At 72.0% G+C, this 23,995-nt stretch carries 21 protein-coding genes; 4 read left to right on the forward strand and 17 right to left on the reverse strand.

Translation table 11 applies throughout. The features are described 5' to 3' along the window. Position 1: 1 nt before the first annotated feature. Entirely contained in the window at positions 2-559 is a 558-nt protein-coding gene (gene pyrR / locus AC0B9F_RS26490; RefSeq protein WP_472006779.1) for a bifunctional pyr operon transcriptional regulator/uracil phosphoribosyltransferase PyrR, read from the reverse strand. A gap of 340 nt (positions 560-899) precedes the next feature. Between pyrR and bldD the strand changes: the two genes are divergently transcribed. The 3 genes from bldD to AC0B9F_RS26505 all read left to right on the forward strand — a co-directional run bounded on the left by bldD (position 900) and on the right by AC0B9F_RS26505 (position 5,439). After that, positions 900-1,400, forward strand: a complete 501-nt coding sequence (gene bldD, locus AC0B9F_RS26495) for a transcriptional regulator BldD (protein ID WP_110626898.1) — start codon at positions 900-902, stop codon at positions 1,398-1,400. A gap of 191 nt (positions 1,401-1,591) precedes the next feature. Then, complete coding sequence (locus AC0B9F_RS26500) at positions 1,592-4,696, forward strand: CHAT domain-containing protein (protein ID WP_472006781.1); 3,105 nt, start codon at positions 1,592-1,594, stop codon at positions 4,694-4,696. Continuing rightward, positions 4,696-5,439 (forward strand): hypothetical protein, encoded by a 744-nt coding sequence (locus AC0B9F_RS26505; protein ID WP_472006783.1) that lies wholly within the window; start codon positions 4,696-4,698, stop codon positions 5,437-5,439. Before AC0B9F_RS26500 ends, AC0B9F_RS26505 begins: the two co-directional genes overlap by 1 nt. A 58-nt stretch (positions 5,440-5,497) precedes the next feature. On the opposite strand, the gene nusB is transcribed toward AC0B9F_RS26505, so the two are convergent. From nusB to AC0B9F_RS26570, 13 genes are all read right to left on the reverse strand, one after another. Next, complete coding sequence (gene nusB, locus AC0B9F_RS26510; RefSeq protein WP_472006785.1) at positions 5,498-5,932, reverse strand: transcription antitermination factor NusB; 435 nt, start codon at positions 5,930-5,932, stop codon at positions 5,498-5,500. A gap of 2 nt (positions 5,933-5,934) precedes the next feature. Further along, the gene (efp, locus tag AC0B9F_RS26515) at positions 5,935-6,501 is read right to left on the reverse strand and encodes an elongation factor P (protein ID WP_472006787.1); all 567 of its coding nucleotides are present in this window, start codon (positions 6,499-6,501) and stop codon (positions 5,935-5,937) included. 51 nt (positions 6,502-6,552) lie between these two features. Continuing rightward, positions 6,553-7,659, reverse strand: coding sequence for an aminopeptidase P family protein (locus AC0B9F_RS26520; protein ID WP_472006789.1), 1,107 nt, complete (start codon positions 7,657-7,659; stop codon positions 6,553-6,555). Between the two features lie 91 nt (positions 7,660-7,750). Continuing rightward, the gene (locus AC0B9F_RS26525) at positions 7,751-8,644 is read right to left on the reverse strand and encodes a Pro-rich N-terminal domain-containing protein (RefSeq protein WP_472006791.1); all 894 of its coding nucleotides are present in this window, start codon (positions 8,642-8,644) and stop codon (positions 7,751-7,753) included. 163 nt (positions 8,645-8,807) lie between these two features. After that, on the reverse strand, positions 8,808-9,899 hold the full coding sequence (gene aroB / locus AC0B9F_RS26530; RefSeq protein WP_472006793.1) for a 3-dehydroquinate synthase: 1,092 nt from the start codon (positions 9,897-9,899) through the stop codon (positions 8,808-8,810). Then, positions 9,896-10,411, reverse strand: coding sequence for a shikimate kinase (locus AC0B9F_RS26535; protein ID WP_472006794.1), 516 nt, complete (start codon positions 10,409-10,411; stop codon positions 9,896-9,898). Before AC0B9F_RS26535 ends, aroB begins: the two co-directional genes overlap by 4 nt. Then, positions 10,408-11,592, reverse strand: a complete 1,185-nt coding sequence (gene aroC / locus AC0B9F_RS26540) for a chorismate synthase (RefSeq protein ID WP_472006796.1) — start codon at positions 11,590-11,592, stop codon at positions 10,408-10,410. Before aroC ends, AC0B9F_RS26535 begins: the two co-directional genes overlap by 4 nt. Before the next feature lie 351 nt (positions 11,593-11,943). After that, a complete protein-coding gene (locus AC0B9F_RS26545; protein WP_472006798.1) occupies positions 11,944-12,783 on the reverse strand; it encodes a shikimate dehydrogenase in 840 nt (279 codons plus the stop codon). Beyond that, positions 12,764-14,455: an endolytic transglycosylase MltG gene (gene mltG, locus AC0B9F_RS26550; RefSeq protein ID WP_472006799.1), complete on the reverse strand. Its 1,692-nt coding sequence runs from the start codon at positions 14,453-14,455 to the stop codon at positions 12,764-12,766. The genes AC0B9F_RS26545 and mltG overlap by 20 nt, the downstream gene beginning before the upstream one ends. Positions 14,456-14,576: 121 nt before the next feature. Beyond that, positions 14,577-15,041 carry a Holliday junction resolvase RuvX gene (gene ruvX, locus AC0B9F_RS26555; protein WP_472006800.1) on the reverse strand — a complete coding sequence of 155 codons (465 nt, stop codon included), beginning with the start codon at positions 15,039-15,041 and terminating at the stop codon, positions 14,577-14,579. A 47-nt stretch (positions 15,042-15,088) separates the two neighbouring features. Beyond that, positions 15,089-17,761: an alanine--tRNA ligase gene (gene alaS, locus AC0B9F_RS26560; RefSeq protein ID WP_472006801.1), complete on the reverse strand. Its 2,673-nt coding sequence runs from the start codon at positions 17,759-17,761 to the stop codon at positions 15,089-15,091. Then, entirely contained in the window at positions 17,761-18,108 is a 348-nt protein-coding gene (locus AC0B9F_RS26565; RefSeq protein ID WP_472006806.1) for a hypothetical protein, read from the reverse strand. Before AC0B9F_RS26565 ends, alaS begins: the two co-directional genes overlap by 1 nt. A gap of 16 nt (positions 18,109-18,124) precedes the next feature. Next, entirely contained in the window at positions 18,125-18,562 is a 438-nt protein-coding gene (locus AC0B9F_RS26570; protein ID WP_472006810.1) for a DUF948 domain-containing protein, read from the reverse strand. Between the two features lie 153 nt (positions 18,563-18,715). On the opposite strand from AC0B9F_RS26570, the gene AC0B9F_RS26575 reads away from it, so the two are divergent. After that, positions 18,716-20,923: an ATP-binding protein gene (locus AC0B9F_RS26575; RefSeq protein WP_472006812.1), complete on the forward strand. Its 2,208-nt coding sequence runs from the start codon at positions 18,716-18,718 to the stop codon at positions 20,921-20,923. A 24-nt stretch (positions 20,924-20,947) separates the two neighbouring features. Here AC0B9F_RS26575 and rpsD read toward each other — a convergent pair whose 3' ends face one another. From rpsD to AC0B9F_RS26590, 3 genes are all read right to left on the reverse strand, one after another. Beyond that, the gene (gene rpsD, locus AC0B9F_RS26580) at positions 20,948-21,562 is read right to left on the reverse strand and encodes a 30S ribosomal protein S4 (RefSeq protein WP_391689113.1); all 615 of its coding nucleotides are present in this window, start codon (positions 21,560-21,562) and stop codon (positions 20,948-20,950) included. 291 nt (positions 21,563-21,853) lie between these two features. Then, positions 21,854-23,209: a replication-associated recombination protein A gene (locus AC0B9F_RS26585; RefSeq protein ID WP_472006816.1), complete on the reverse strand. Its 1,356-nt coding sequence runs from the start codon at positions 23,207-23,209 to the stop codon at positions 21,854-21,856. A 94-nt stretch (positions 23,210-23,303) separates the two neighbouring features. After that, positions 23,304-23,963, reverse strand: coding sequence for a vitamin K epoxide reductase family protein (locus AC0B9F_RS26590; protein WP_472006818.1), 660 nt, complete (start codon positions 23,961-23,963; stop codon positions 23,304-23,306). Positions 23,964-23,995: the final 32 nt, after the last annotated feature.

Here is a 23,995-nt window from a genome sequence, read left to right on the forward strand (position 1 = left end):
GCTACTGGTCGGCCTTCACACCGAGCAGCACGGTGTCGCGACCGTCCTCCTCGGCGAGCAGGACCTTGACCGTCTCCCGCAACGACGTGGGGAGGTTCTTGCCGACGTAGTCGGCGCGGATCGGCAGTTCCCGGTGCCCGCGGTCGACGAGGACCGCGAGCTGCACCGCGCGGGGGCGCCCGATGTCGTTCAGGGCGTCGAGGGCGGCGCGGATGGTGCGGCCGGAGAAGAGCACGTCGTCGACGAGGACGACGAGCTTTGAGTCGAGGCCGTCACCGGGGATCTCGGTGCGGGCCAGCGCACGCGGCGGGTGCATGCGCAGGTCGTCGCGGTACATGGTGATGTCCAGCGAGCCGACCGGGACCTTGCGCTCGGTGATCTGTTCGAGCTTGGCGGCGAGCCGCTGGGCGAGGAAGACGCCCCGCGTGGGGATGCCGAGGAGCACCACGTCGTCGGCGCCCTTGGCGCGCTCGACGATCTCGTGGGCGATGCGGGTCAGTACCCGCGCGATGTCGGGGCCTTCGAGAACGGGCCTCGCATCGGACGCTTGAGTGTCCATACGAAAAGGACCTCCTTCTCCGCCTCACGGGACGGACCTTAAAGGACGTCGGGTTTGCGCCATCCACGGTAGCAGGCCGCGACGGCGTCCGGTGGCCCACCCCGCACCACCCGCGAAGACACCCACCGGATCCGCTCGGCACGGTCCGCGACGCGCCGGAGCACCACCCGCCCGGCCCCCTGCCACCACCCGTACGGCGTAACGGGCCGCCACTACCACGGAAGAGTCGGTGTGGACCATTCGGCTTGACGCAGGAGAATCACGCTGCGTAACCTCACAGTGAGTTACCAGCCGCGCGGCATGGACGAAGCCAGTCGCGTCGACACTGCCGGGGAGCTATATGTCCAGCGAATACGCCAAACAGCTCGGGGCCAAGCTCCGGGCCATCCGCACCCAGCAGGGCCTTTCCCTCCACGGTGTCGAGGAGAAGAGCCAGGGACGCTGGAAGGCGGTCGTGGTCGGTTCGTACGAGCGCGGCGACCGTGCCGTGACCGTGCAGCGCCTCGCCGAGCTGGCGGACTTCTACGGCGTTCCGGTGCAGGAGCTGCTCCCGGGCACGACCCCCGGCGGCGCCGCCGAGCCCCCGCCGAAGCTGGTCCTGGACCTGGAGCGGCTGGCCCACGTCCCGGTGGAGAAGGCGGGCCCGCTGCAGCGCTACGCGGCTACGATCCAGTCGCAGCGCGGCGACTACAACGGCAAGGTGCTCTCCATCCGCCAGGACGACCTGCGCACCCTCGCCGTCATCTACGACCAGTCCCCCTCGGTCCTCACCGAGCAGCTGATCAGCTGGGGCGTCCTGGACGCGGACGCGCGCCGCGCGGTCGCCCACGAGGAGAGCTGAGCCCTCCGGGCACCCTCAGCAGAAACGTCACTACCAGGGGCGGAGCCGGACGGCTCCGCCCCTGCCGCGTATCCGCGGCCTCCGCGCCTCCCGCTCTGCCCTGTCGTGGACCGTCCCGATACCGCATCCGGGCGCTGCCGTCTGTGCCACGATCCTGCCGGGCGATTCGTGGAGGAAGCCGGGGGGCGGCCATGTCGGTGAGTGACCAGCAGGACGCGGCGCTGGGCGCGCTGGTGGACCTCGTACGGGACGTCCACGCGGGTCATCTCGGCGAGGAGGCCGCCGAGCAGCGCATACGGTCCGCGGACTGGCCGCTGACCGAGGAAGAGGCGCGTCACCTGGTGGCCTTCGGCCTGCACCAGGTCCGGGCCGGTGTCCCCGCAACGGGCTATCTGGTGGCCCGGCTCCTCATGGCGCTGTCCGAGCAGCGCTGGGGGCGGGGCCGGTCGTCCCCCTGGTGGCCGGCCGCCGACCTCCTGGTGGAGGCGGTACGGCTCGACCTCGTGGAGCGGCCCAGCGGCGAGCGGCTGCGGCTGGTCTGTGCCGTCGCCGACGAGCAGATCGAAACCCTCCGCGGCGAGGGCGAGCTGGAGGAACTGGCCGAGACCATGTACGCGGCGGGAATCCTCCGGGTCCATCCGCACATCGCCGCACCGGTGCTGGACGACGCCCTCGCCGTACGGGAACGACAGCTCCGCGGCCTGGCGCACGGCCGTCTCTTCGCCACCGACTCCGCCGGGGACGGGGCGGACGAGGATCCGGACCCGGGCCTGCCGCACCCCGTGGACGCGTCTCTGGAGGCCCTGCCCTACCTGTACGGCGCGGTGGGCCTCAGCCACGGCCACGAACGCGCCCGCTGCCTGAACGCCGTGAACGAGGCGCTGGCCGTCCTGATGAGGGACCCCGAGGCCGGGAACTGGACGATGGACTCCTGGCTGGCGAACTACCGCAGCGCGGCGCGCCTGATCGACCCGGCCCGCGACCCGGTCAACGCGATCCGGCTGCGACGGGTCCTGGCGCACTACGACGGCGAACCCGCGCCGGACACCCTCCAAGACCTGCTGCCGATGCCGCTGCCCGAGCTGGTGCGGGTCCGCGGCGAGCGGGAGACCTGGGCCGTCGTGGACCAGGCCCTGCATCTGCTGCGGGAGACCGGACGTCGCGATCTGCTGCGGGAACTGGTGACGAGCGTCCACACCGAGCTGCCCGAGCCCCGGGAGCGGGAGCAGCTCTGGGAGGTGTGGCACAGCCACCTCCATGTGCTGCCCGGCGACCCGACGCCCTGCCCCGCCGACGACACCGAGGCGGAGATCAAGCGCGCGTTCGCCCGGACGGTCACGAACACTCCTCCCCACCCCGCCACCCTGGTGCATCTGGCGGCGCACCTGTATCAGGCCGGGCACGCCCGGGCCGCCCGGGCGCTGCTGGACGGGTCGCGCGACGATCTCCCGGACGCGGGGCCAGAGGCCGAGGCCGCCCTCGGATGTCTGCTGGGCAGCGCCTCGGCCGCGGCGGCCACCGCGTGCGAGGAGGAGCGCCGGTGGGCGGACGCGATCGACCTGCACACACAGGCCGCACGTCACTACGCCGTGCTCGGCCTGCACGGTCAGGCCCTGCGGGAACTGGGACTGATGGTGCGGTGCGCCGACTCGGGCGGCATGGACGAGGTCACCCGGGCCGCCGTCATGCTCCGTATGGGGGTCGCACCGCGCCTGCAGGCCGGCCTGTACGAGAAGTCGGCCTTCGCCCTCGTCGCGGCGGCCCAACGGCTCGGCAGCCGCACGACGGAGGGCCCGCAGTCGGCGGGCGCGGTGTGGATGCTGCACACGACCGCCAAGGGCCTCGACTTCTCCGGCGCGCTGCTGGCGCCCGGTCCCCGCCGGCCCCTGCCCCTGCTCGTGGAACTGCGGCGCCGGATCGAGGAACTCGAGCGCCGGCTCGGCGGGTCCGCGCCCCCGCGTCTGTACGAGATCGCCGAGGACCTGGAGATGCTCTGCTACGCAGGCCCCCAGGAACACGCGCCCGGGCACGGCGACCACGAACTCCTCGGCAATCTACGGCGCTCCTTCGACCGTCAGCTCTCCCGCAGCCTGTACGCCCCAGGGGCGGTGGAGGAGGGCTCCGCCCATCCGGAGCTGAGCGATGTCGTGGCCGCGCTGCCCGCCGACACCGTGCTGGTCTCGCTGTGGATCGCGCAGCAGCCCCAGCGCATGGAGCCGGCCGGCCCGGACGGCCGGCCCGCCGCCGCGCTGCATCTGATGACGGTCACCGCGGAGGGGGTCCGGGACATCCGGGTACTGCCGTTCGCCGGCATGCCCGGCGCGGTGCTCCAGGTGACCAAGGACGGCTACCGGCAGACCATGCACCCCCTCGCCCAGAACGTCGCCGAGGTCCGCGAGGTCGTCCGGACGGACCCGCTGCACGGTGAGGTCACCCGGGCCGGCGCGCAGGAGCTGGAGTTCAGCGGGTTCTTCGGCGATCTGGGCGAGGTGCTGACCCGACTGCGCGGCGAGGGGAAACGGCACCTGTGCTTCTGGGCCCACGGCCCCCTCCACTTCCTGCCCTACCCGCTGCTCCGGCTGGCGGGGCGCCCCCTCGCCGACGACTGGACCGTGACCACCGTGCCGAGCCCGGTGTGCGTCACCGGCGCCCGCACCCCCGAGGCGCGCACCGGCCGAGGACTCGTGTCGCTGGGTGCGGCGCTGGGCGGCACGCCCTGGGGCCTGCGGCCGGAGCCGGTGCTGGACGACCACGCGGCGGCGGTGGCCGCGCTCGCGGGCGGCGTCACCCTGGTCGGCCCGCAGGCCACACCGGCGTCCTTCCTGGCCCGCGCCGAGGGCGCCCGCTATGTCCATGTGGCGGCACACGGCGCGCACAGCCAGGACGCCTCCTGGTTCCAGTGCCTGTACCTCAACCCGCCCGAGGAGGGAGCGGACGGCCGGCTGTTCGGACATGAGGTCCTGGCCCACGACCTGCGCGGCGTGGACCTGGTCACCCTGGGCGCCTGTGAATCGGCACTCGGACGCTTCGACCTCGCCGACAACCCGCGCGGACTGCCCACCGCGTTCCTGCTGGCCGGGGCACGGGCGGTGGTCGGCTGTCTGTGGCCGGTACGGCCCGACGGGGCCACCTGCTTCTTCAGCGAGCTGTACGGGCATCTCACCGCCCACCACGACACCCTGCGCGCCTTCCGTCACGCCCAGACGGTCACCCGCGCCCGCTTCCCCCAGTACCGCGACTGGGGGGCCTTCGCCTATCACGGCGGCTGGACCCGCCCCGACGGAAGGACCGGCTGATGTCTCCCGAACCACCGCCGCTCATCACGTACGACGTCGACCTGGTCGTGCCCGCGACGCTCCAGGGGAACACCACCGAGGAGCGCATCCGCCGCCGGCTGACCGTCACCGAGCCCTACGTCGTCCGGCAGAGCATCGAGCAGTTGCGCGAACGCGGGGTGAACCCGGCCCTGCTGGCGGCTTCCTCGCCACACGACGACTACTTCCTGCTGATGTTCGGCTGCGCGTTCCGGCCGGATCCGGACGGTGGTTCCGTACCGTTCGAGGAGGCGCACATCGGCATCCGGCTCACCTCTCCCGGCGGGGGACGGCAGCCGGTGGCACTGGCCATGTCGCCCGACACGGCGAGCGCCGCGAGCGGGAACAGCTTCCGCATCGCCGTGTCGTTGCCGCTGCTGGGCGTGGCGGAGCCGTCCGTGGAGTACGCGGCGGACGGGACGAGACAGGAGCGGTACATCACCGCCTACGGCCTGGGTGACAGCGACCCGGCGTGGAAGCTGTGCAGGCGGCCGGGCCGTCCGCTCGACGGGGACGTCTGGCTCGCGGTGGCGGTGTGCGCGCCCGCCGGGTCTGCGGTCGTGGCCGAGGTCATCGTGGCGGCCTCACTGCTGAGGATGAAGGTCCTGCGCAGCCGGGCGGAGCTGCCGCCACGGCTGCACACGATCGATCTGACGTCGCTCGCCCGGCAGGCGCTGCCCGGCGGCCCGGCCGGGGCGCTGCCCAGGGGTGCGGGCGGACAGTGAACGCCGAGGGCCCGCGGACGGATCCGCGGGCCCTCGGGCATGGCATGAACAGCGGGCGTCAGGTCTGGTCCCGACGCAGCGACGGCTTGAGATCCTTCAGCCGGCCGAGCAGGCCGTTGACGAACGACGGCGACTCGTCGGTGGAGAACTCCTTCGCCAGCTGCACCATCTCGTCCAGGACGACGGCGTCCGGGGTCTCGTCGACCCAGATCAGCTCGTAGGCGCCCAGACGCAGGATGTTGCGGTCGACGACCGGCATCCGGTCCAGCGTCCAGTCCACCGCGTACTGGGCGATCAGCTCGTCGATGCGCCTCGCGTGCTCGGCGTAGCCCTCGACCAGCTGCATCGTGTACTCGCTCACCGGCGGCTGCCGGGTGTCGGAACGGGACAGCCGGACCCAGTCCGCGAGGACCGTGAGGACGTCGGCGTCGCGCTGGTCGCCCTCGAAGAGGATCTGGAAGGCGCGCTTGCGGGCCGTGTTGCGGGCAGCCACGGTTAGCCGTTCACCCGGCCGAGGTAGTCGCTGGTGCGGGTGTCGACCTTGATCTTCTCACCGGTGGTGATGAAGAGCGGGACCTGGATCTGGTGGCCGGTCTCCAGCGTGGCGGGCTTGGTGCCGCCGGTGGAGCGGTCGCCCTGGACTCCGGGCTCGGTCTCCTGCACGACCAGCTCGACGGCGGCCGGCAGCTCGACGAAGAGCACCTCGCCCTCGTGCTGCGCGACGGTGGCCGTGAAGCCCTCGATCAGGAAGTTGGCGGCGTCGCCGACGGCCTTGCGGTCGACCATCAGCTGGTCGTAGGTCTCCATGTCCATGAAGACGAAGTACTCGCCGTCCATGTAGGAGAACTGCATGTCGCGCTTGTCGACGGTGGCCGTCTCGACCTTGACGCCGGCGTTGAAGGTCTTGTCGACGACCTTCCCGGACAGCACGTTCTTGAGCTTGGTGCGCACGAAGGCCGGGCCCTTGCCGGGCTTGACGTGCTGGAACTCGACGACGGACCAGAGCTGGCCGCCTTCGAGCTTGAGCACCATGCCGTTCTTGAGGTCGTTCGTGGAAGCCACGGTTGCGGAATCTCCTGGACTGACGTGGACGACCCCGGGGCACGCACCTGACTAGAGGGCGAGCAGCTCCTTGGTCGTGATGGTGAGTAGCTCGGGTCCGCCGTCCGCCTCGGGGCGGACGACGAGCGTGTCATCGATCCGGACACCGCCCCGGCCCGGGAGGTGGACCCCCGGTTCGACGGTGACCGGCACGCAAGCGTCCAGTTTACCCATGGCCGAGGGACTCAACTGAGGGTCCTCGTCGATTTCGAGTCCGACACCGTGTCCGGTGAGCGGCGAGAGGCGCTCGGAATGGCCCGCGCTGTCCAGTACCTGCCGGGCCGCGCGGTCCACGTCACGGTAGGCGGTGCCCGGCGTCAGGCTCTCCCGGCCGGCCCGCTGCGCGGCGAAGACCAGGTCGTACAGCTCGATCTGCCAGTCGGCGGGCGAGGTGCCGATGACGAACGTGCGGCCGATCTCGCAGCGGTACCCGCGGTAGGTCGCGCCCAGGCAGACGGAGAGGAAGTCGCCCTCCTCCACCCGGCGGTCGGTGGGCCGGTGGCCGCGCCGCCCCGCGTTCGGGCCGGTGGCGACGGACGTGGCGAAGGCGGGCCCGTCGGCGCCGTGGTCGACCAGGCGGCGCTCCAGCTCCAGGGCGAGGTGCCGTTCGGTGCGGCCGACCAGGATCGACTCCAGCAGCTCGCCGAGGGCCTGGTCGGCGATCTCCGCGCCGATGCGCAGGCAGGAGATCTCCTCCTCGTCCTTGACGACCCGGAGCTGCTCCACCGCGCCGCCCAGGTCGGTCAGGCGCAGCCGGGGCGCCACCGAGCGAATGGCCCGGTGCCGGGCGACGGTGAGGTGGTGCTCCTCCAGTGCGAGGGAGTCCAGACCCGCGCTCTGCGCCAGACCCGCCGCCGCGACGGCCGCGTCGCCGCCCGGACCGGACAGGGTATGGACGCGCACGGCCTCGTCGGGGCGCCCCTCGGCGGGCCGGTCCTCGATCGGGGCCACGCACACCAGGACGTCGTCGTCCCTGCTCAGCAGCAGTGCGGCACCCTGCGGGGACGCGCCCGCCAGGTAGCGGATGTTGGCGGGGCGGGTCACCAGGACGGAGGGGCTGCCGCCCACGTTGCAGCGTTCCCTCAGCCTGGCCCGGCGGGTCGCGTACACCTCTGACATGAGACGAGCGTAGGAGCGGTGGCCGGATTGTGCCGGTTGGGGAGGGCCGAAGGGGGTTCCTGGGTATTCGCCCAGGGCCGCTGCGGCGCCGTCACCACTGGGGCGGGCTCGCTATCGCCCTGGCCAGGACGTCGTCCAGGAGCTTGGCCGTGTCCGGGACGTCCAGCTGGGAGTTGTCGATGATCGGCAGGCCCGAGCCGTACCAGCCGGCCATCCGGCCGTGGATGCGGGCGACCTCCTCATCGGTGAGGCGGCGGTTGCCGCTGCGCTCGGCGTTGCGCTCCAGCACGATGTCGAGGCCGGGCAGCAGGACGACCGGGAGCAGGCCGGGGCCGACATGCCGTTTCCAGCCGCCGAGGCCGACGACCGGGCGGTCGGGGAAGACGGCGTCGTCCAGGACGCAGGAGATGCCGTTGGCGAGGAAGTTGCGTGCGGCGAAGCCGCAGGTGCGGCGGGCCAGGCGGTACTGCGCCTCCGAGTGCTCGTTCCAGCCGGACTGGGGGTCGGCGAAGCCGGAGCGGACCCATTCGCGCACGTCGTCGAGGCTGATGTGGGCGGTGGGCACACCGCGGTGGTCGGCCCAGTAACGGGCGACGCTGGTCTTGCCGGCCCCGGCCGGGCCGATGAGCAGGACGGCCAGTGTGGTGGTCGCCGGATCGGGGGTGACGGGGGCGGGCGGGGCCATCGGCACGCCGACCGGTCCGCCCGGGGGCAGCGCGACATGGCCGGTGGTGTCGGGGGGCGGGGGCGCGGAGACATGCGGCGGCATCGCCTGGGGCGGCGGCGCGGGGTGCGGCGGGAGCGGGCCGGAGGGCGGCGCTCCGGTGAAGCCCGGAGGCGGCGGGGGCACGGGCCCGGAGCCCTGTGGTGCGGGGGCCGGCCCCTGGGGGGCGCCCGGGTGATGTGCGGCCGGTGACCAGCCGACGGCCGGTCCGTGCCCCGGCTGGTGGGGCGGCGGCAGCGGAGAACCCACTGCATGCTGCATCCGGTGCCACTCCGTCTCGTACAGAAGATTGACGCTGGCCAGCGGGGGTCGGGCCCCGCCCTACCGAACGGTACCGCCCCCGGCCGCTGATTGGTGAACGGCCGGGGGCGGTGTGAAGTGCCCGCTGGGGATGCGCAATCGGGCGGAAGGGACCCCGTGGGAGTTACTGCCCCACTTCTCCGTACGCGGCGAGCAGCACCGCCGGGTCCGGGCCCTCCATGACGGTCGGCTTGCCCAGGCCGTCCAGGACGATGAAGCGCAGCAGGTCGCCGCGGGACTTCTTGTCGACCTTCATCGTCTCCAGCAGCTTGGGCCACTGGTCGTAGCGGTAGTGCAGCGGCAGCCCGACCGCTTCGAGGACCGTGCGGTGGCGGTCGGCCGTGGCGTCGTCCAACCGGCCGGCCAGCCGCCCGAGTTCGGCGGCGAAGTGCATGCCGACCGCGACGGCGGCGCCGTGCCGCCACTTGTACCGCTCGTTCTTCTCGATGGCGTGGCCCAGGGTGTGGCCGTAGTTGAGGATCTCCCGCAGGCCCGACTCCTTCAGGTCGCTGGAGACGACCTCCGCCTTCACCCGGATGGAGCGCTCGATGAGCTCGGCCGTGTGCGGGCCCGCCGGGGTGCGCGCCGCCTCCGGGTCGGACTCGATGAGTTCCAGGATGACCGGGTCGGCGATGAAGCCGGCCTTGATGACCTCGGCCAGGCCGGAGACGTAGTCGTTGACCGGGAGGGAGTCCAGCGCGGCCAGGTCGCACAGGACGCCGGCCGGCGGGTGGAAGGCGCCCACCAGGTTCTTGCCCTCGGCGGTGTTGATGCCGGTCTTGCCGCCGACGGCCGCGTCCACCATGGCGAGGACGGTCGTCGGTACGGCGATCCAGCGCACGCCGCGCAGCCAGGTCGCGGCGACGAAACCGGCGAGGTCGGTGGTGGCGCCGCCGCCGACGCCGATGATGACGTCGGTGCGGGTGAAGCCGGACTGGCCGAGCGCCTTCCAGCAGTAGGCGGCGACCTCGGCGGTCTTGGCCTCCTCGGCGTTCGGCACCTGGATCGCTACGGCCTCGTAGCCCTGTCCGGCCAGGTCGGCGCGGAGCGCGTCACCGGTCTCGGCGAGCGCCTCGGGGTGGATCACGGCGACCCGCTTGGCCTTGGTGCCGATCAGCCCGGCGAGTTCACCGAGCAGCCGGCGGCCCACCAGGACGTCGTACGGCTCGGTGCCGGCCGTGCCGCCGACGTGGATCCGCGTGACCGACTCGCTCATGCTTTCTTCAACTCCACTGCGTCCAGGGCGGCTTGGGTGACCTCTTCGGGGGTGCACCCGTCGGTCGGCACGACCGCGGTGGCGACCTCCTCGTACAGGGGCCGGCGGGCCTCCATCAGCTCGCGCCACTGCTTGCGCGGATTGATCGCGAGCAGCGGGCGCGCGGCGTTGAGGCCGGTGCGCTTGACGGCTTCCTCGACGTCCATCGACAGGTAGACCACCTGGTGGCCGGCGAGGAGGCGGCGCGTGCCGGCGTCGAGGACGGCGCCGCCGCCGAGCGCGAGGACGCCCTCGTGCCCGGCGAGCGCGCGGTGCACCGCGTCCTTCTCGATCGCGCGGAAGACGCTCTCGCCCTCCTCGACGAAGATGTCGGCGATCGCGCGGCCCTGCTCGGTGACGATGTCGTCGTCCGTGTCGCGGTAGCCCACGCCGAGGCGCTCGGCGAGCAGCCGGCCGACGGTGGACTTGCCGACGCCCATGGGGCCGACCAGGACGAGCAGCGGCCCGCTCATCGGATGTGGAGGTGGTCGAGGTACGAGCGCACGTTGCGGTGGGTCTCGGCCACCGAGTCGCCGCCGAACTTCTCCGCCACGGCGTCCGCGAGCACCAGCGCCACCATGGCCTCGGCGACGATGCCGGCGGCCGGGACCGCGGAGACGTCGGAGCGCTGGTGGTGGGCCTGGGTGGCCTCGCCGGTGGCGACGTCCACGGTCCTCAGGGCGCGCGGCACGGTCGCGATCGGCTTCATCGCGGCGCGCACCCGCAGCAGCTCACCGGTGGACAGGCCGCCCTCGGTGCCGCCGGCGCGGCCGGAGACGCGGCGGATGCCCTCGGGCGTGCCGACGATCTCGTCGTGCGCCTTGGAGCCGGGCACCCGGGCCAGTTCGAAGCCGTCGCCGACCTCGACGCCCTTGATCGCCTGGATGCCCATGAGGGCGCCGGCGAGCCGGGCGTCCAGCTTGCGGTCCCAGTGCACGTGCGAGCCGAGGCCGACGGGTACGCCGTACGCCAGCACCTCGACCACACCGCCGAGCGTGTCGCCGTCCTTGTGGGCCTGGTCGACCTCCGCGACCATCGCCTTGGAGGTGTCGGCGTCCAGGCAGCGCAGCGGGTCGGCGTCCAGCTTCTCGACGTCGGCCGGCGTGGGGTACACGCCCTGCGGGGCCTTCACCGAGCACAGCTCGACGACGTGGCTGACGATCTCGATGCCGGCCGTCTCCTTCAGGTACGACCGGGCCACCGCGCCCAGCGCCACCCGCGCCGCCGTCTCGCGCGCCGAGGCGCGCTCCAGGATCGGGCGGGCCTCGTCGAAGCCGTACTTCTGCATGCCCGCGAGGTCGGCGTGGCCGGGGCGGGGCCGGGTCAGCGGCGCGTTGCGGGCGAGTGCGGCCAGCTCGGCCGGGTCGACCGGGTCGGCGGCCATGACCTTGTCCCACTTCGGCCACTCGGTGTTGCCCACCATGATCGCGACCGGGGAGCCGAGGGTGAGCCCGTGCCGGACACCGCCTAGGAAGGTCACCTCGTCCCGCTCGAACTTCATGCGCGCACCGCGGCCATAGCCGAGCCGCCGCCGCGCGAGGTGGTCCGCCACCATCTCCGTGGTGATCGGCACGCCGGCGGGAAGGCCCTCCAGCGTCGCGACAAGTGCGGGACCGTGGGACTCACCCGCGGTCAGCCAACGCAGCCTGCTCAACGATGCTCCTCAGTGCTCGCGCCTGGTTCTGCGCCGCGTACACGCACGTGCGCGTACGGCGGCGGCGCGACCGGGTGCGCGGCCCGGGCCCGCCACCTCCGATCCTCCCACGTCCGGGCCCGACTCCCGGCCGACGGTCCAGCAGGCGGACGCCGACACGGACGGCGCGGTTGCGGCGCGGGCCGTCTCCCGCGGCGGACGGGCGCCTGTGGACGGCACCATCGGTCACGGCACACGGCACACGACACACGGCACACGACACCCCGGCACCCGGCACCCGGCACCCGGCACCCGGCACCCGGACGAGCTACCGCCCGCCGAGCCGTCCCGCCCGCCATGGACCCGTGGACGTCAGCGCTCGGCCAGGGCCTTCTCGCCGGCCCGGCGCATCGCCTCCAGCGGGGCCGGGGTGTGCCCGGTCATCTGCTCGACCTGGAGGACGGCCTGGTGCACGAGCAGGTCCAGGCCGCTGACCACGGCCCCGCCGAACATCGACCAGCGCGCGGCCAGCTCGGTCGGCCAGGGGTCGTACAGCACGTCGAAGAGCGTGGCGGGCCGCTCCGGTACGGCGGCGGCCAGGGCGTCGGTCGTCCCGGCCGGTGTCGTCGCGATCACCAGGGGCGCGCGCAGGGCCTCGGCCGCGTCCGCCCAGTCGGCGGTGCGCACCTCGACCTCCAGGCGCTCTCCCCACTGGCGCATCTCGGCGGCGCGGGCCGCGCTGCGCACATAGACGACGACCTCGCCCGAGCACACCCGGGACAGCGCGGCCAGCGCGGAGGAGGCGGTGGCGCCGGCGCCGAGCACCGCGGCCGTGCCGACCTGCTCGATGCCGTGTTCGCGCAGCGCGGCGACCATGCCGGGGATGTCGGTGTTGTCCCCGATGCGGCGGCCGTCCTCGGCGCAGACGACCGTGTTGACGGCCTCCACCAGGGACGCGGTCTCGCTGATCTCGTCCAGCAGCGGGATCACGGCCCGCTTCAGCGGCATGGTCAGCGACAGCCCCGCCCACCGGGCGTCCAGCGTCTCGAAGAACCCGGGCAGGCCGGCCTCGTCGACCTCGAAGCGGTCGTAGCTCCAGCCGTCGAGGCCCAGTTCCGCGTAGGCGGCCCGGTGCAGCACCGGGGAGAGGGAGTGCGCGATGGGCGAGCCGAGGACGGCCGCCCGGCGGGCGTCAGTTGCCCGAGCTTTCATCGAACTTGTCCTTGAGCTTGTTGAACTCGGCCAGGGTCCTGGCGAATTCGGTGTTGCTCACGCCGTCGGTCGCCACGAAGTAGATCCAGCCGTCGTGTGTCGGATTCAGCGCCGCCTTCATGGCGTCGTCACCGGGATTGCCGATGGGGCCGGGCGGCAGACCCTTGTTGGTGTACGTGTTGTACGGGTCCTTGTTGCTATAGATCTCGCGTGTGGCGATGTGGATGTTGCTCTCGCCCTTCAGATAGTTGAAGGTCGAGTCGAACTGCAGGAGCTGGTTGGTCTCCGTGTTCGTGGGCTTCAGGCGGTTGTAGACCACCTCGGCCATCTTGCGGTAGTCGTCGTGGGTCTTGCCCTCGGCCTGGACCAGGCTGGCCACCGTGACGAGCTGCAGCGGGTCCTTCAGCCCCAGAGCCTGGGCCTTGCCCTGCAGGTCGTAGCGGCCGTAGGCCTCGCTGGCCTGGGTCACCATCGCCTTCAGCACCGTCTCCGGCTTCATGCCCCTGGCCGCGGGATAGGTGCCCGGGGCGAGGAAGCCCTCCAGCGGGTCCTTGATGTCGCTGTCGCTGTTCGCCCAGCTCGGCAGGCCGAGGCTCTTGTACTGCTTGTGCGCGGTGTCCTTGGTGGTGCCGGTGGACAGGCCGAGCTTCTGGTCGATCGTCGCGTAGACGTGCGCGTTGCGCTCGCCGGGCGTGACCATGACGTTGTTCTGGCTCTTGGGGTCGAGCATCATCTCGACAGCGCTGGCGGCCGACATCTGCTTGCGCAGGATGTAGGCGCCGGCCTGGATGGAGTTGCCCTTGGAGTTCTGCTGCTGGGCGGAGACGAAGGCGTCCACGCTCTTGACCACGCCCGCCGCCTTGAGCCGGCGGCCGATGTCGTAGCCGCCCGCGCCCTTGGGGATCTCGATGGTCACCGTCTCGGCCGTGCCGTCGCCCGCGTAGTCCGGGGACGTGCCGAAACGATTTTGGTAGAAGGTGTAGCCGACGTAGCCGACACCGGCGAGTCCGCCGCCGAACACGAGCACGACGAGCAGGCAGGCGATGCCGTTGCGGCTCTTCTTCTTGCCGCCGTTGCCGCCCTTGCCGCCTTTGCCGCCGCGGCGGGCCGCGCGCCCGCGGGGCCCGGCCTCGTCCTCGGGGTCCTCGTCCGGGTCCCCGCCCGCGAAGAAGGCGTGTTCGCCCTGGTCGGGGCCGGGGTCCCAGTCGGTCTCCGGCCGCGGCTCCGGCTCGCCGCGCCGACGGGCGGGCGGCTCCGGCGGCGGGTAGGCGTCCTCGGTCTGGTAGAAGTCGGGCTGCTCACCGTAGGCAGCGGCCTGCTGTCCGTAGGGGTCGGACGGGTCCGGCGTGTACGGCACGTGCGCGTGCGTGCCGGTGGTGTCCCAGCCGCCGTCCTGCGGGTACTGCTGCTCGCCGTAGTACTGCTGCTGGTACTGCTGCTGGTCGTACGCGGACTGCTGCTCGTGGCGCCAGTCACCGTAGCCCTGCTGCTGAGGATGCTGCTGGTGCTGATCGTGCTGCTGCTGGTACGGCTGCTGCGGGTGCTGCTGCTGGCCGCCGTAGGCAGGCTGATGGCCCACGTGGGGCTGCTGCCCTTCCCATCCGCCGTCCCCGTACAACGGGTCCTCCGGATGCCACGGTTCGGGGCCTTGGCCCCGGCCATACTCAGTCATCGATCCCCTAGAGCCGCGAGGCGGCGGTCACGCGGCTGGTGGCTCCGGCTCCGTTCCGCCTCTTGTTGTGCGGCGGCTGTTCGAACACCGCCGCATCGCGCGGAACGTTACCGTATCGCGATCAGATGACCACTTCGACGCCCTCGCCCGGGGCTTTGCCTGACACCCGTTCGGATTCGAGCGCCTGCTGCAGGATGATCACGGCGGCGACCTGGTCGATGACCGAGCGGCCCTTCTTCGCCTTCACACCGGAGGCCCGGAGGCCCTGGCCGGCCGTGACCGTGGTCATCCGCTCGTCCAGCAGGCGGACCGGCACCGGCCCGATGCCCCGGGCCAGCTCCTGCGCGAAGGCGCGGACCTTGGCGGCGGCCGGGCCCTCGCCCCCCTTGAGGGAGCGAGGGAGGCCGACGACGACCTCGATCGGCTCGTACTCCTCCACCAGCTGCCGCAGGCGGCGGTGGGCGGCGGGGACGTCCCGGCCGGGGACCGTCTCCACCGGGGTGGCGAGGATCCCGTCGGGGTCGCACGAGGCGACCCCGATCCGGGCGTCCCCGACGTCGATCGCGAGCCGACGTCCTCTGCGCATGATTCCGACCGTTTCCTTACTCAGCCGTCACTCAGCCGTCGCTGCCGTCACTTCGCCGTCTCGGCGACGAGGCGCTCGACGGCGTCGACGGCCTCACCGACGGCGGCCGGGTTCTGGCCGCCGCCCTGGGCGACGTCCGGCTTGCCGCCACCGCCGCCGCCGAGGGTCTTGGCGGCGGTACGGACCAGGTCGCCGGCCTTGAGGCCGCGCTCGCGGGCGGCCTCGTTGGTGGCGATGACCGTGAGCGGCTTGCCGCCCGTGACGGTGAACAGGGCCACGACCGCGGCGCGCCCGCCCTGGATACGGCCGCGCACGTCGAGGACCAGCTTGCGCAGGTCGTCCGGCGTGGTGCCGTCCGGGACCTGACCGGTCACCACGGCCACCCCGCGCACGTCCTTGGCGGACTCGGCGAGACCGGCGGCGGCCTGCAGCACCTTCTCGGCGCGGAACTTGTCGATCTCCTTCTCGGCGTCCTTCAGCTTGCCGAGCATGGCGGAGACCTTCTCCGGCAGTTCCTCCGGGCGGCCCTTCAGCAGCTCGGTGAGCTGGTTGACGACCGTGTGCTCACGGGCGAGGAAGTGGTAGGCGTCCACACCGACGAGGGCCTCGATACGGCGCACACCCGAGCCGATGGAGGATTCGCCGAGCAGCTTCACCAGTCCCAGCTGGGCGGTGTTGTGCACGTGCGTGCCGCCGCACAGCTCCTTGGAGAAGTCGCCGATGGTCACGACACGGACCCGCTCGCCGTACTTCTCGCCGAACTCGGCGATGGCGCCCTGCTTCTTGGCGTCGTCGATGCCCATGACCTCGGCGCGCACGTCGAGGTCGCGGGCGAGCACCTCGTTGATCTTCTGCTCGACGTCGGTCATGACGGCCGTCGGGACGGCGGACGGGGAGCCGAAGTCGAAGCGGAAGCGGCCGGGCTGGTTCTCGGAACCGGCCTGGGCGGCCGTCGGGCCGAGGGCGTCACGCAGCGCCTGGTGGGTCAGGTGGGTGGCCGAGTGGGCGCGGGCGATGGCGTGGCGGCGGCGGGCGTCGATGGAGGCGTGGGCCTTGGCGCCGACGGTCACCTCGCCGACCTGGACGACGCCCTTGTGGACGTACACGCCCGGGACCGGCTTCTGGCAGTCGCGGATCTCGATGACGGCGCCGGAGTCGGCCTTGATCTTGCCGGTGTCGCCGATCTGGCCGCCGCCCTCGGCGTAGAACGGGGTGCGGTCGAGGACGACCTCGACCTCGTCGCCCTCGGTGGCGGCCGGCGAGGAGACGCCGTCGACGAGCAGGCCGACGATCGTGGACTCGCCGTCGGTGTCCGTGTAGCCGATGAAGTCGGTCTCACCGGCGGCGTCGGCGATCTCGCGGTAGGCGCCCAGGTCGGCGTGGCCGGTCTTCTTGGCCTGGGCGTCGGCCTTGGCGCGCTCCCGCTGCTCCTTCATCAGGCGGCGGAAGCCGTCCTCGTCCACGGCCAGGCCCTGCTCGGCGGCCATCTCGAGGGTGAGGTCGATCGGGAAGCCCCAGGTGTCGTGGAGCAGGAACGCCTTGTCGCCGGAGAGGACCGTGCCGCCGGCCTGCTTGGTCTCGGTGACGGCGGTGTCGAGGATGTTGGTGCCGGCCTTCAGCGTCTTGAGGAACGCGTTCTCCTCGGCGACGGCGACCTTCTCGATGCGCTCGCGGTCGGTGATCAGCTCGGGGTACTGCTGGCCCATCATGCCGATCACGGTGTCGATGAGGTCCTTGACGACCGGACCGGTGGCGCCGAGCAGGCGCATGTTGCGGATGGCACGGCGCATGATGCGGCGCAGGACGTAGCCGCGGCCCTCGTTGCCGGGGGTGACGCCGTCGCCGATGAGCATGACGGAGGTGCGCATGTGGTCGGTGACCACGCGCAGGGAGACGTCCGAGTCGTGGGCGTCGCCGTAGGCCACGCCGGTCAGCTCGGTGGCCTTGTCGATGACGGCCATGGAGGTGTCGATCTCGTACATGTTCTGCACGCCCTGCAGAATCATGGCGAGGCGCTCCAGGCCGAGGCCCGTGTCGATGTTCTTGCTGGGCAGCTCGCCGAGGATCTCGAAGTTGTCCTTGCCGATGCCCTCGCCGCGCTCGTACTGCATGAAGACGAGGTTCCAGATCTCCACGTACCGCTCGTCGTTGACGGCGGGGCCGCCCTCGGCGCCGAACTCGGGGCCGCGGTCGTAGTTGATCTCGGAGCAGGGGCCGCACGGGCCGGGGACGCCCATGGACCAGTAGTTGTCCTTCATGCCGAGGCGCTGGATGCGCTCCTTCGGCACGCCGACGACCTCGTGCCAGATGCGCTCGGCCTCGTCGTCGTCCTTGTAGACGGTGATCCAGAGCTTCTCCGGCTCCAGGCCGTAACCACCCTTGTCCTGGGGGCTGGTGAGCAGCTCCCAGGCGTATGTGATGGCGCCTTCCTTGAAGTAGTCGCCGAAGGAGAAGTTGCCGCACATCTGGAAGAACGTGCCGTGGCGCGTGGTCTTGCCGACCTCTTCGATGTCGGGCGTGCGCACGCACTTCTGCACGCTGGTGGCGCGCGGGAACGGCGGCTTGACCTCACCCAGGAAGTAGGGCTTGAAGGGCACCATGCCGGCGGGGACGAGGAGCAGAGTCGGGTCGTCCGCGATGAGCGACGCCGAAGGGACGACGGTGTGCCCGCGCTCCTCGAAGAAGCTCAGCCAGCGGCGGCGGATCTCAGCCGACTCCATCAGTGGTCCTCATTCCGGTTGTACGAGTACGTCGGGTTCTCGGCGTACTTCGGGTTGCTGCGGTTGTTCTCGAGGGCGGCGGGACGCCGGGGGGCCGCGAGTTCCGGGTTCTCGTGGATGCCCAGGGCCTCCCCGAGCTCGGCCTCCCGCTGGGCCATGTTGTCGCGGACGTCGAGCGCGAAGCCCACGGCGCGGTCCTTGAGCCGCTGTCCCGTCTCGAGCGCCTTGTTCGCCGCGGTCGCGGCGAGACTCTCGGGGGTCAGCTGCCTGAGCTTGCGGTTGACCTTGGTGGTGGCCCACACACCGGCGGCGACGCCCGTGCTGAACCAGAACGTACGGCGGAACATCGCTCGGTCTCAGTCCTTACTTCCGCTTGCCCCGTCGCGAGGCCGGGACGGTGCGGCCCACGATCACGGTACGCCTCGCCTCCTCGGCGGGCGCCTCTGCCTTGCGGCCCCCCAGTGCCCGGCGCACGCCGTAGCCGAAGGCCGCGACCTTGACCAGCGGGCCGCCGAAGGTGGAGGCGACGGTGGTCGACAGGGCGGAGGCGTTCGACGTGACCTCCTGGACGTCGGAGGCGATCGCGTCGACCCGGTCGATCTGGGTCTGCGCGGAGCGCACCGCCTGGGAGGCGTCGGCCAGCAGCGGGACGGCCTGGTCGGTCACGTCCGCCACGAGCTTGGTCGTCGCCTTGAGCGTCTGGGCCAGCCTCGCGAGAGCCACCGCGAGGAAGGAGACCAGGATCGCCCAGAAGACGGCCACCAGGATCCCGGCCACCTCTCCACCGGACACTGTGCGCACCCGCTCCCTGAAACGTGCCTGAACATCGAGAAAGTCGTGCACCGAGCCTATCGCGCCGGGGCTCGGGCTCCGTACCGGATTAGGGGGCGTGGGCGCCGGAGTTCCGGGAAGCGATTGTACGCAGTGATTACGGTTCAGTACGCTGCGTGTCCCATGCGAGATCATCAGCGCGCCGGTACCCCCGCGGGCGGTCATCTGCCCGTGGAATCGAACGCGTTCGTCGGCCGGGCCGGCGAACTGGCCGAGCTGGCCGAGGCCCTGCGCGGCTCGCGGCTGGTGACCGTGACCGGTCCCGGCGGGGTCGGCAAGTCGCGGCTCGCGGCCCGGGCGGCGGCGCGCTGGACGGCCCCGCACGCGGTGACCGGTGACTCCCCTGCCCTGGCGCGGCCGACGGCTTGGGCGAGGCTGGAGCTGGCGCCACTGCGGGAGGCCGGGCTCGTCCCCTACGCGCTCGCGGAGACGCTGGGCCTGACCGACCACACGTGCCGGGCGCCGCGCGAGACACTGCTCGCACATCTCGCCGGCCGTCGGCTCCTGCTGGTCCTCGACGGCTACGAGCATCTCGCCGAGGCGTGCGCGGAGCTGGTGGCGGACCTGCTGGCGCACCTGCCCGAGCTGCGGATCCTGGCGGTGGGCCGGTGCCCGCTGCGGCTGGCCGGTGAACGGCTGCTGCCGCTCGCGCCCCTCGGCGAGGACGAGGCGGTGGAGCTGTTCCGCGACCGCGCCGCCGCCCAGGGGGTGCCCGTCGGGGACGGTCCCGAGGTGCGTGAGCTGTGCCGGCGTCTCGACGGCATCCCGCTGGCGCTGGAGCTGGCGGCCGGGCGGCTGCGGGCGCTGTCGCCGGGGCAGTTGCTGGAGCGGCTGGACGACCGGTTCCGGCTGCTGACCGGCGAGATGCGGGACGCCCTGCCGCGCCACCGGACGCTGCGCACGGCGATCGGCTGGAGCCACGAGCTGTGCACCCCGGCGCAGCGGCTGCTGTGGGCCCGGCTGACGGTGTTCGCCGGGCAGTTCGACCTGGACGCCGTGGAGTACGTGTGCAGCGGGCACGGGCTGCCCGCCGACGATGTGCTGGACGTGCTGACGGAACTGATCGCGCAGTCGGTCGTGACCCGCGAGGAGACCGTCACGGGGGTGCGCTACCGCATGCTCGACACGATCCGGGCCTACGGCGCCGACTGGCTCGCGGCGACCGGGGACGCGGAGCGGATGCGGCGCCGCCACCGGGACTGGTACATGGGGCTGGCGACCTGGTGCGAGCTGGACTGGTTCTCGCCCCGGCAGGCGGAGGTGGCCGAGCGCATCGAGGCGGAACTGCCGAATCTGCGGTGCGCGCTGGAGCACTGTCTGACCGAGCCGGGCGAGGCACATCTGGGCCAGTATCTGGCCGGTTCGCTGTGGTTCTACTGGGTGGGCTGCGGGCGGCTCGCGGAGGGACGGCACTGGTTGCAGCGCAGCGTCGAGCTGGACACGGAGGGCGGTGCGCGCAGCGCGGGTGAGCATCCCCGGCTCAAGGCGTTGTGGGTGCTGGGCTATGTCGCGGTCCTGCAGGGCGACCCGGTGCCGGCGCTCGCGGCGCTGACCGAGTGCCGTGCGGAGGCGGAGCGGGTGGGCAGCGCGACCGGCGTCGCGTACGCCGAGCACCGCACCGGATGTCTGGCGCTGGTCACCGACGACATGGCGCGCGCGGAGCGGCTGCTGCGCTCGGCGCTGGAGCGCTACCGGGAGATCGGCGAGCTGAACAGCAATGTGCTGATGGGCCAGGTGGAGCTGGCGATGGCCCGGGCGTTCCAGGGCGAGCTGCCGGACGCGGTGCGGCTGTGCGAGGACGTGCGCCAGGTGTGCGAGGACCACGGGGAGCGGTGGGCCCTGGGCTACGCGCTGTTCGTGCTGGCGTACGCGGCCTGGGCCGAGGGGGATCCGGCCCGCTCCCGGAAGCTGCTGACCGAGTGCCTGGCGGGCGCGCACGCGTTTCGCGATCTGCTCGGCTCGGTGCTGTCGATGGAGCTGCTGGCGCTGGTCACCGTGACGGAGGGGGACGCGGCGGAGGCGGCGGTGCTGCAGGGCGCGGCGGCGCAGATGTGGCCGTCGGTGGGGCTGCCGCTGTTCGGCTCGACCCACTACAACGGCCCGCACGAGCTGTGCGAGGCGACGGCGCGCGAGCGGCTCGGCGACGCGCGGTACGAGGAGTGCCTGCGGCAGGGGCGGCGGCTCGGGCGGCCCGAGGCGGTGGCGCGGGCGCTGGGGCAGGGCCGGTCGCTGCAGGCCGTGCCGCCGCCGCGCGGGGCGCAGCGGGGTGGCCCGGGAACGCGGCAGCCCGCCGCCTCGCCCACCCGGAAGGGCGGGGAGACGGCGGGCTGAGGGAGTGCTACCGCCGCTGGATGATCAGCGGGCGTAGTACTCGACGACGAGCTGCTCGTCGCAGATCACCGGGATCTCCTTGCGGTTCGGCTCGCGGTCCAGGCGGAACGCCAGGGCCTTGAGGTTCACCTGCAGGTAGCGCGGGGTCTCACCGTCGGGGGCGAAGCCACCCTCGCGGGCGATCTGGAAGAGCGTCTTGTCCTTGGAGCGGTCGCGGACCTGGATCACATCGTCGGGACGCACGACGAAGGAGGGCTTGTCGACCTTCTTGCCGTTGACCTGGATGTGGCCGTGGACGACCATCTGGCGGGCCTGGTAGATCGTGCGGGCGATGCCCGAACGCAGGACCAGCGCGTCGAGGCGCTTCTCCAGCTCCACGATCAGGGCCTCACCGGTCTTGCCCTGGACCTTGGACGCACGCTCGTAGGCGCGCACGAGCTGACGCTCGGAGATGTCGTACTGGGCGCGCAGGCGCTGCTTCTCGAGCAGACGGACCTTGTAGTCCGAGTTCTGCTTGCGGCCACGGCCGTGCTCACCCGGCGGGTAGGGGCGCGCCTCGAAGTACTTGACGGCCTTCGGGGTCAGCGCGATGCCGAGCGCACGCGACTTCTTGACCTTGGGGCGGGACTGGTTCGCCACTGTTTCTCTTTTCCTTGTTCCGGCTTGTCAGGGTTGCGGGAGGTCGCATCCGCAGCCGGGGAAACCCGTCGGGTCCGCGTGGGACCTGCCGGGCAGCCGCTCCCCTGGTCTGGGCACATACGTGCAGCACGCGAGTGGCCCACCGACCTCTCCCGGAGCTCCGGGTGGTGGTGGGCTGCCCGCGACACCGTTCGACGGTGCGCGACGCTCCTGGAACCCGCGGGGGGTTCCGGCCGGCTGTCCCGCTCTGACTGCACGGAACTCGGCACTTCAGGGCAGTCTACAGGGAGCTCAGGACCGCTTGCGACCGAGGTGCTTCCTGGTCCACTCCACGGCGTCCGCGTACCGCGCCTCCGCGCCGTGCCGGGTGGGGGTGTAGTACTCGCGGTCCTTGAGGACGTCCGGGGCGTACTGCTGGGCGGCGATGCCCTCGGACAGGTCGTGCGGATAGACGTACCCCTGGCCGTGGCCGAGCTTGGTGGCGCCCTTGTAGTGGCTGTCGCGCAGATGCGCCGGGACCGCTCCGGCCAGCCCCTTGCGTACGTCGTCCAGGGCGGCGCCGATCGCGGTGGTGGCGGAGTTGGACTTGGGGGCGAGCGCGAGGGCGATGGTGGCGTGGCTGAGGGTGAGCGCGGCCTCCGGGAAGCCGATCATGGCGACGGCCTGGGCGGCGGCGACGGCGATGGGCAGGGCGTTCGGATCGGCCAGGCCGATGTCCTCGCTGGCGGAGATCATCAGGCGGCGGGCGATGAAGCGGGGGTCCTCGCCGGCCTCGATCATGCGCGCCAGGTAGTGCAGGGCGGCGTCGACGTCGGAGCCGCGGATGGACTTGATCAGGGCGCTGGCGACGTCGTAGTGCTGGTCGCCGTCGCGGTCGTACTTCACCGCGGCCCGGTCGACGGTCTCCTCCAGGGTGGACAGGGAGATCTCCGTCTCGCCCTTGTCCAGGGCCGCGCCGGCGGCGGCCTCCAGGGCGGTGAGCGCGCGGCGGGCGTCGCCGCCGGCGATGCGCACCAGGTGGTTCCCGGTGTCCTCGGGGAGCGCGACGGCGCCCTTCAGGCCGCGCTCGTCGGTGAGGGCGCGGTGCAGCAGGCCCCGGATGTCGTCGTCGGTGAGGGGTTCGAGGGTGAGCAGCAGGGAGCGGGAGAGCAGCGGGGAGATCACCGAGAAGTAGGGGTTCTCGGTGGTGGCCGCGATCAGGGTCACCCAGCGGTTCTCGACGGCCGGGAGCAGGGAGTCCTGCTGGGCCTTGCTGAAGCGGTGGATCTCGTCGAGGAAGAGGACGGTCTCCTGGCCGTAGCCGCCGCTGGCGCGGCGGGCGCCGTCGATGACCGTGCGGACCTCCTTGACACCCGCGGTGATCGCGGACAGCTCCACGAAGCGCTTGTTGGTGGCCTTGGAGACGACGTAGGCGAGCGTGGTCTTGCCGGTGCCGGGCGGGCCCCACAGGATCACCGAGGACGGCCCGGCCGGGCCCTTCGCGCCCTCGCCGACCAGGCGGCGCAGGGGTGAGCCCGGGTTGAGCAGGTGCTGCTGCCCGACGACCTCGTCGAGGGTGCGCGGGCGCATCCGGACCGCGAGGGGGCTGGTCGTCGGGTCCTTCTCCTGGCGTTCTTCGGCTGCGGCGGTGAACAGGTCGGGCTCCACGTCAGAAACCCTAAAGGACGGCACTGACAACGCGGCCGGCCGCGTGGAGCGGCCGGCCGGAGTCGGGTGGTGCGGGGGCTGCAGCCCGGCGGGCTCAGCTGGTCCAGAAGTCCCACCAGCGGGTCAGGACCAGCATGCCGATGATGCCGATGTGGAGCACCGGCAGGACCCAGGTGAACTCGCCGAAGAAGCCCTTGAGCCAGCGCGGGGCGGGCAGCAGGTCGTTGCGGATGTTGAAGGACGTCACGTACCAGAACATGATGATCGTGGCGACCCAGGCCAGGCTGCACCACAGGCACAGGGCGTTGATCCGGTACAGCGACTGGAACTGCAGCCAGGTGCAGAAGCCCACCCCGAAGAGGGTGCCGAAGTTGAAGGTGAGCCAGTACCAGCGCGGGAAGCGGGCGCGGCCCAGCAGGCTCATGCCGACGCAGACGACGATGCCGTAGGCCACCAGGCCGAGCATCGGGTTGGGGAACCCGAAGGCCGCCGCCTGCTTGGACTCCATCACGCTGCCGCAGGAGACGACCGGGTTGAGGCTGCAGCCGGGGGTGAACGTCTTGCCCGCGACCTTGGCCTCGAGGATCTTGAACTTGTCCAGGGTGATGACCCAGGCGGCGAGCAGTCCGGCCGCGCCGGTGATCACCAGCAGCACTCCGAAGGCGCGGCTGCCGCCCACGGTGCGCGGCGCGGCGGCCCCGGCGTGCTGCGGCTCGGGTTCGGTGGAGACGTCCTTCACTGTCGTCTTGCTCATTCCGCCGGTTCCGTCACATGAGAGGTGGACCT

The sequence above is a fragment of the Streptomyces sp. NPDC097129 genome (genome assembly GCF_055668065.1).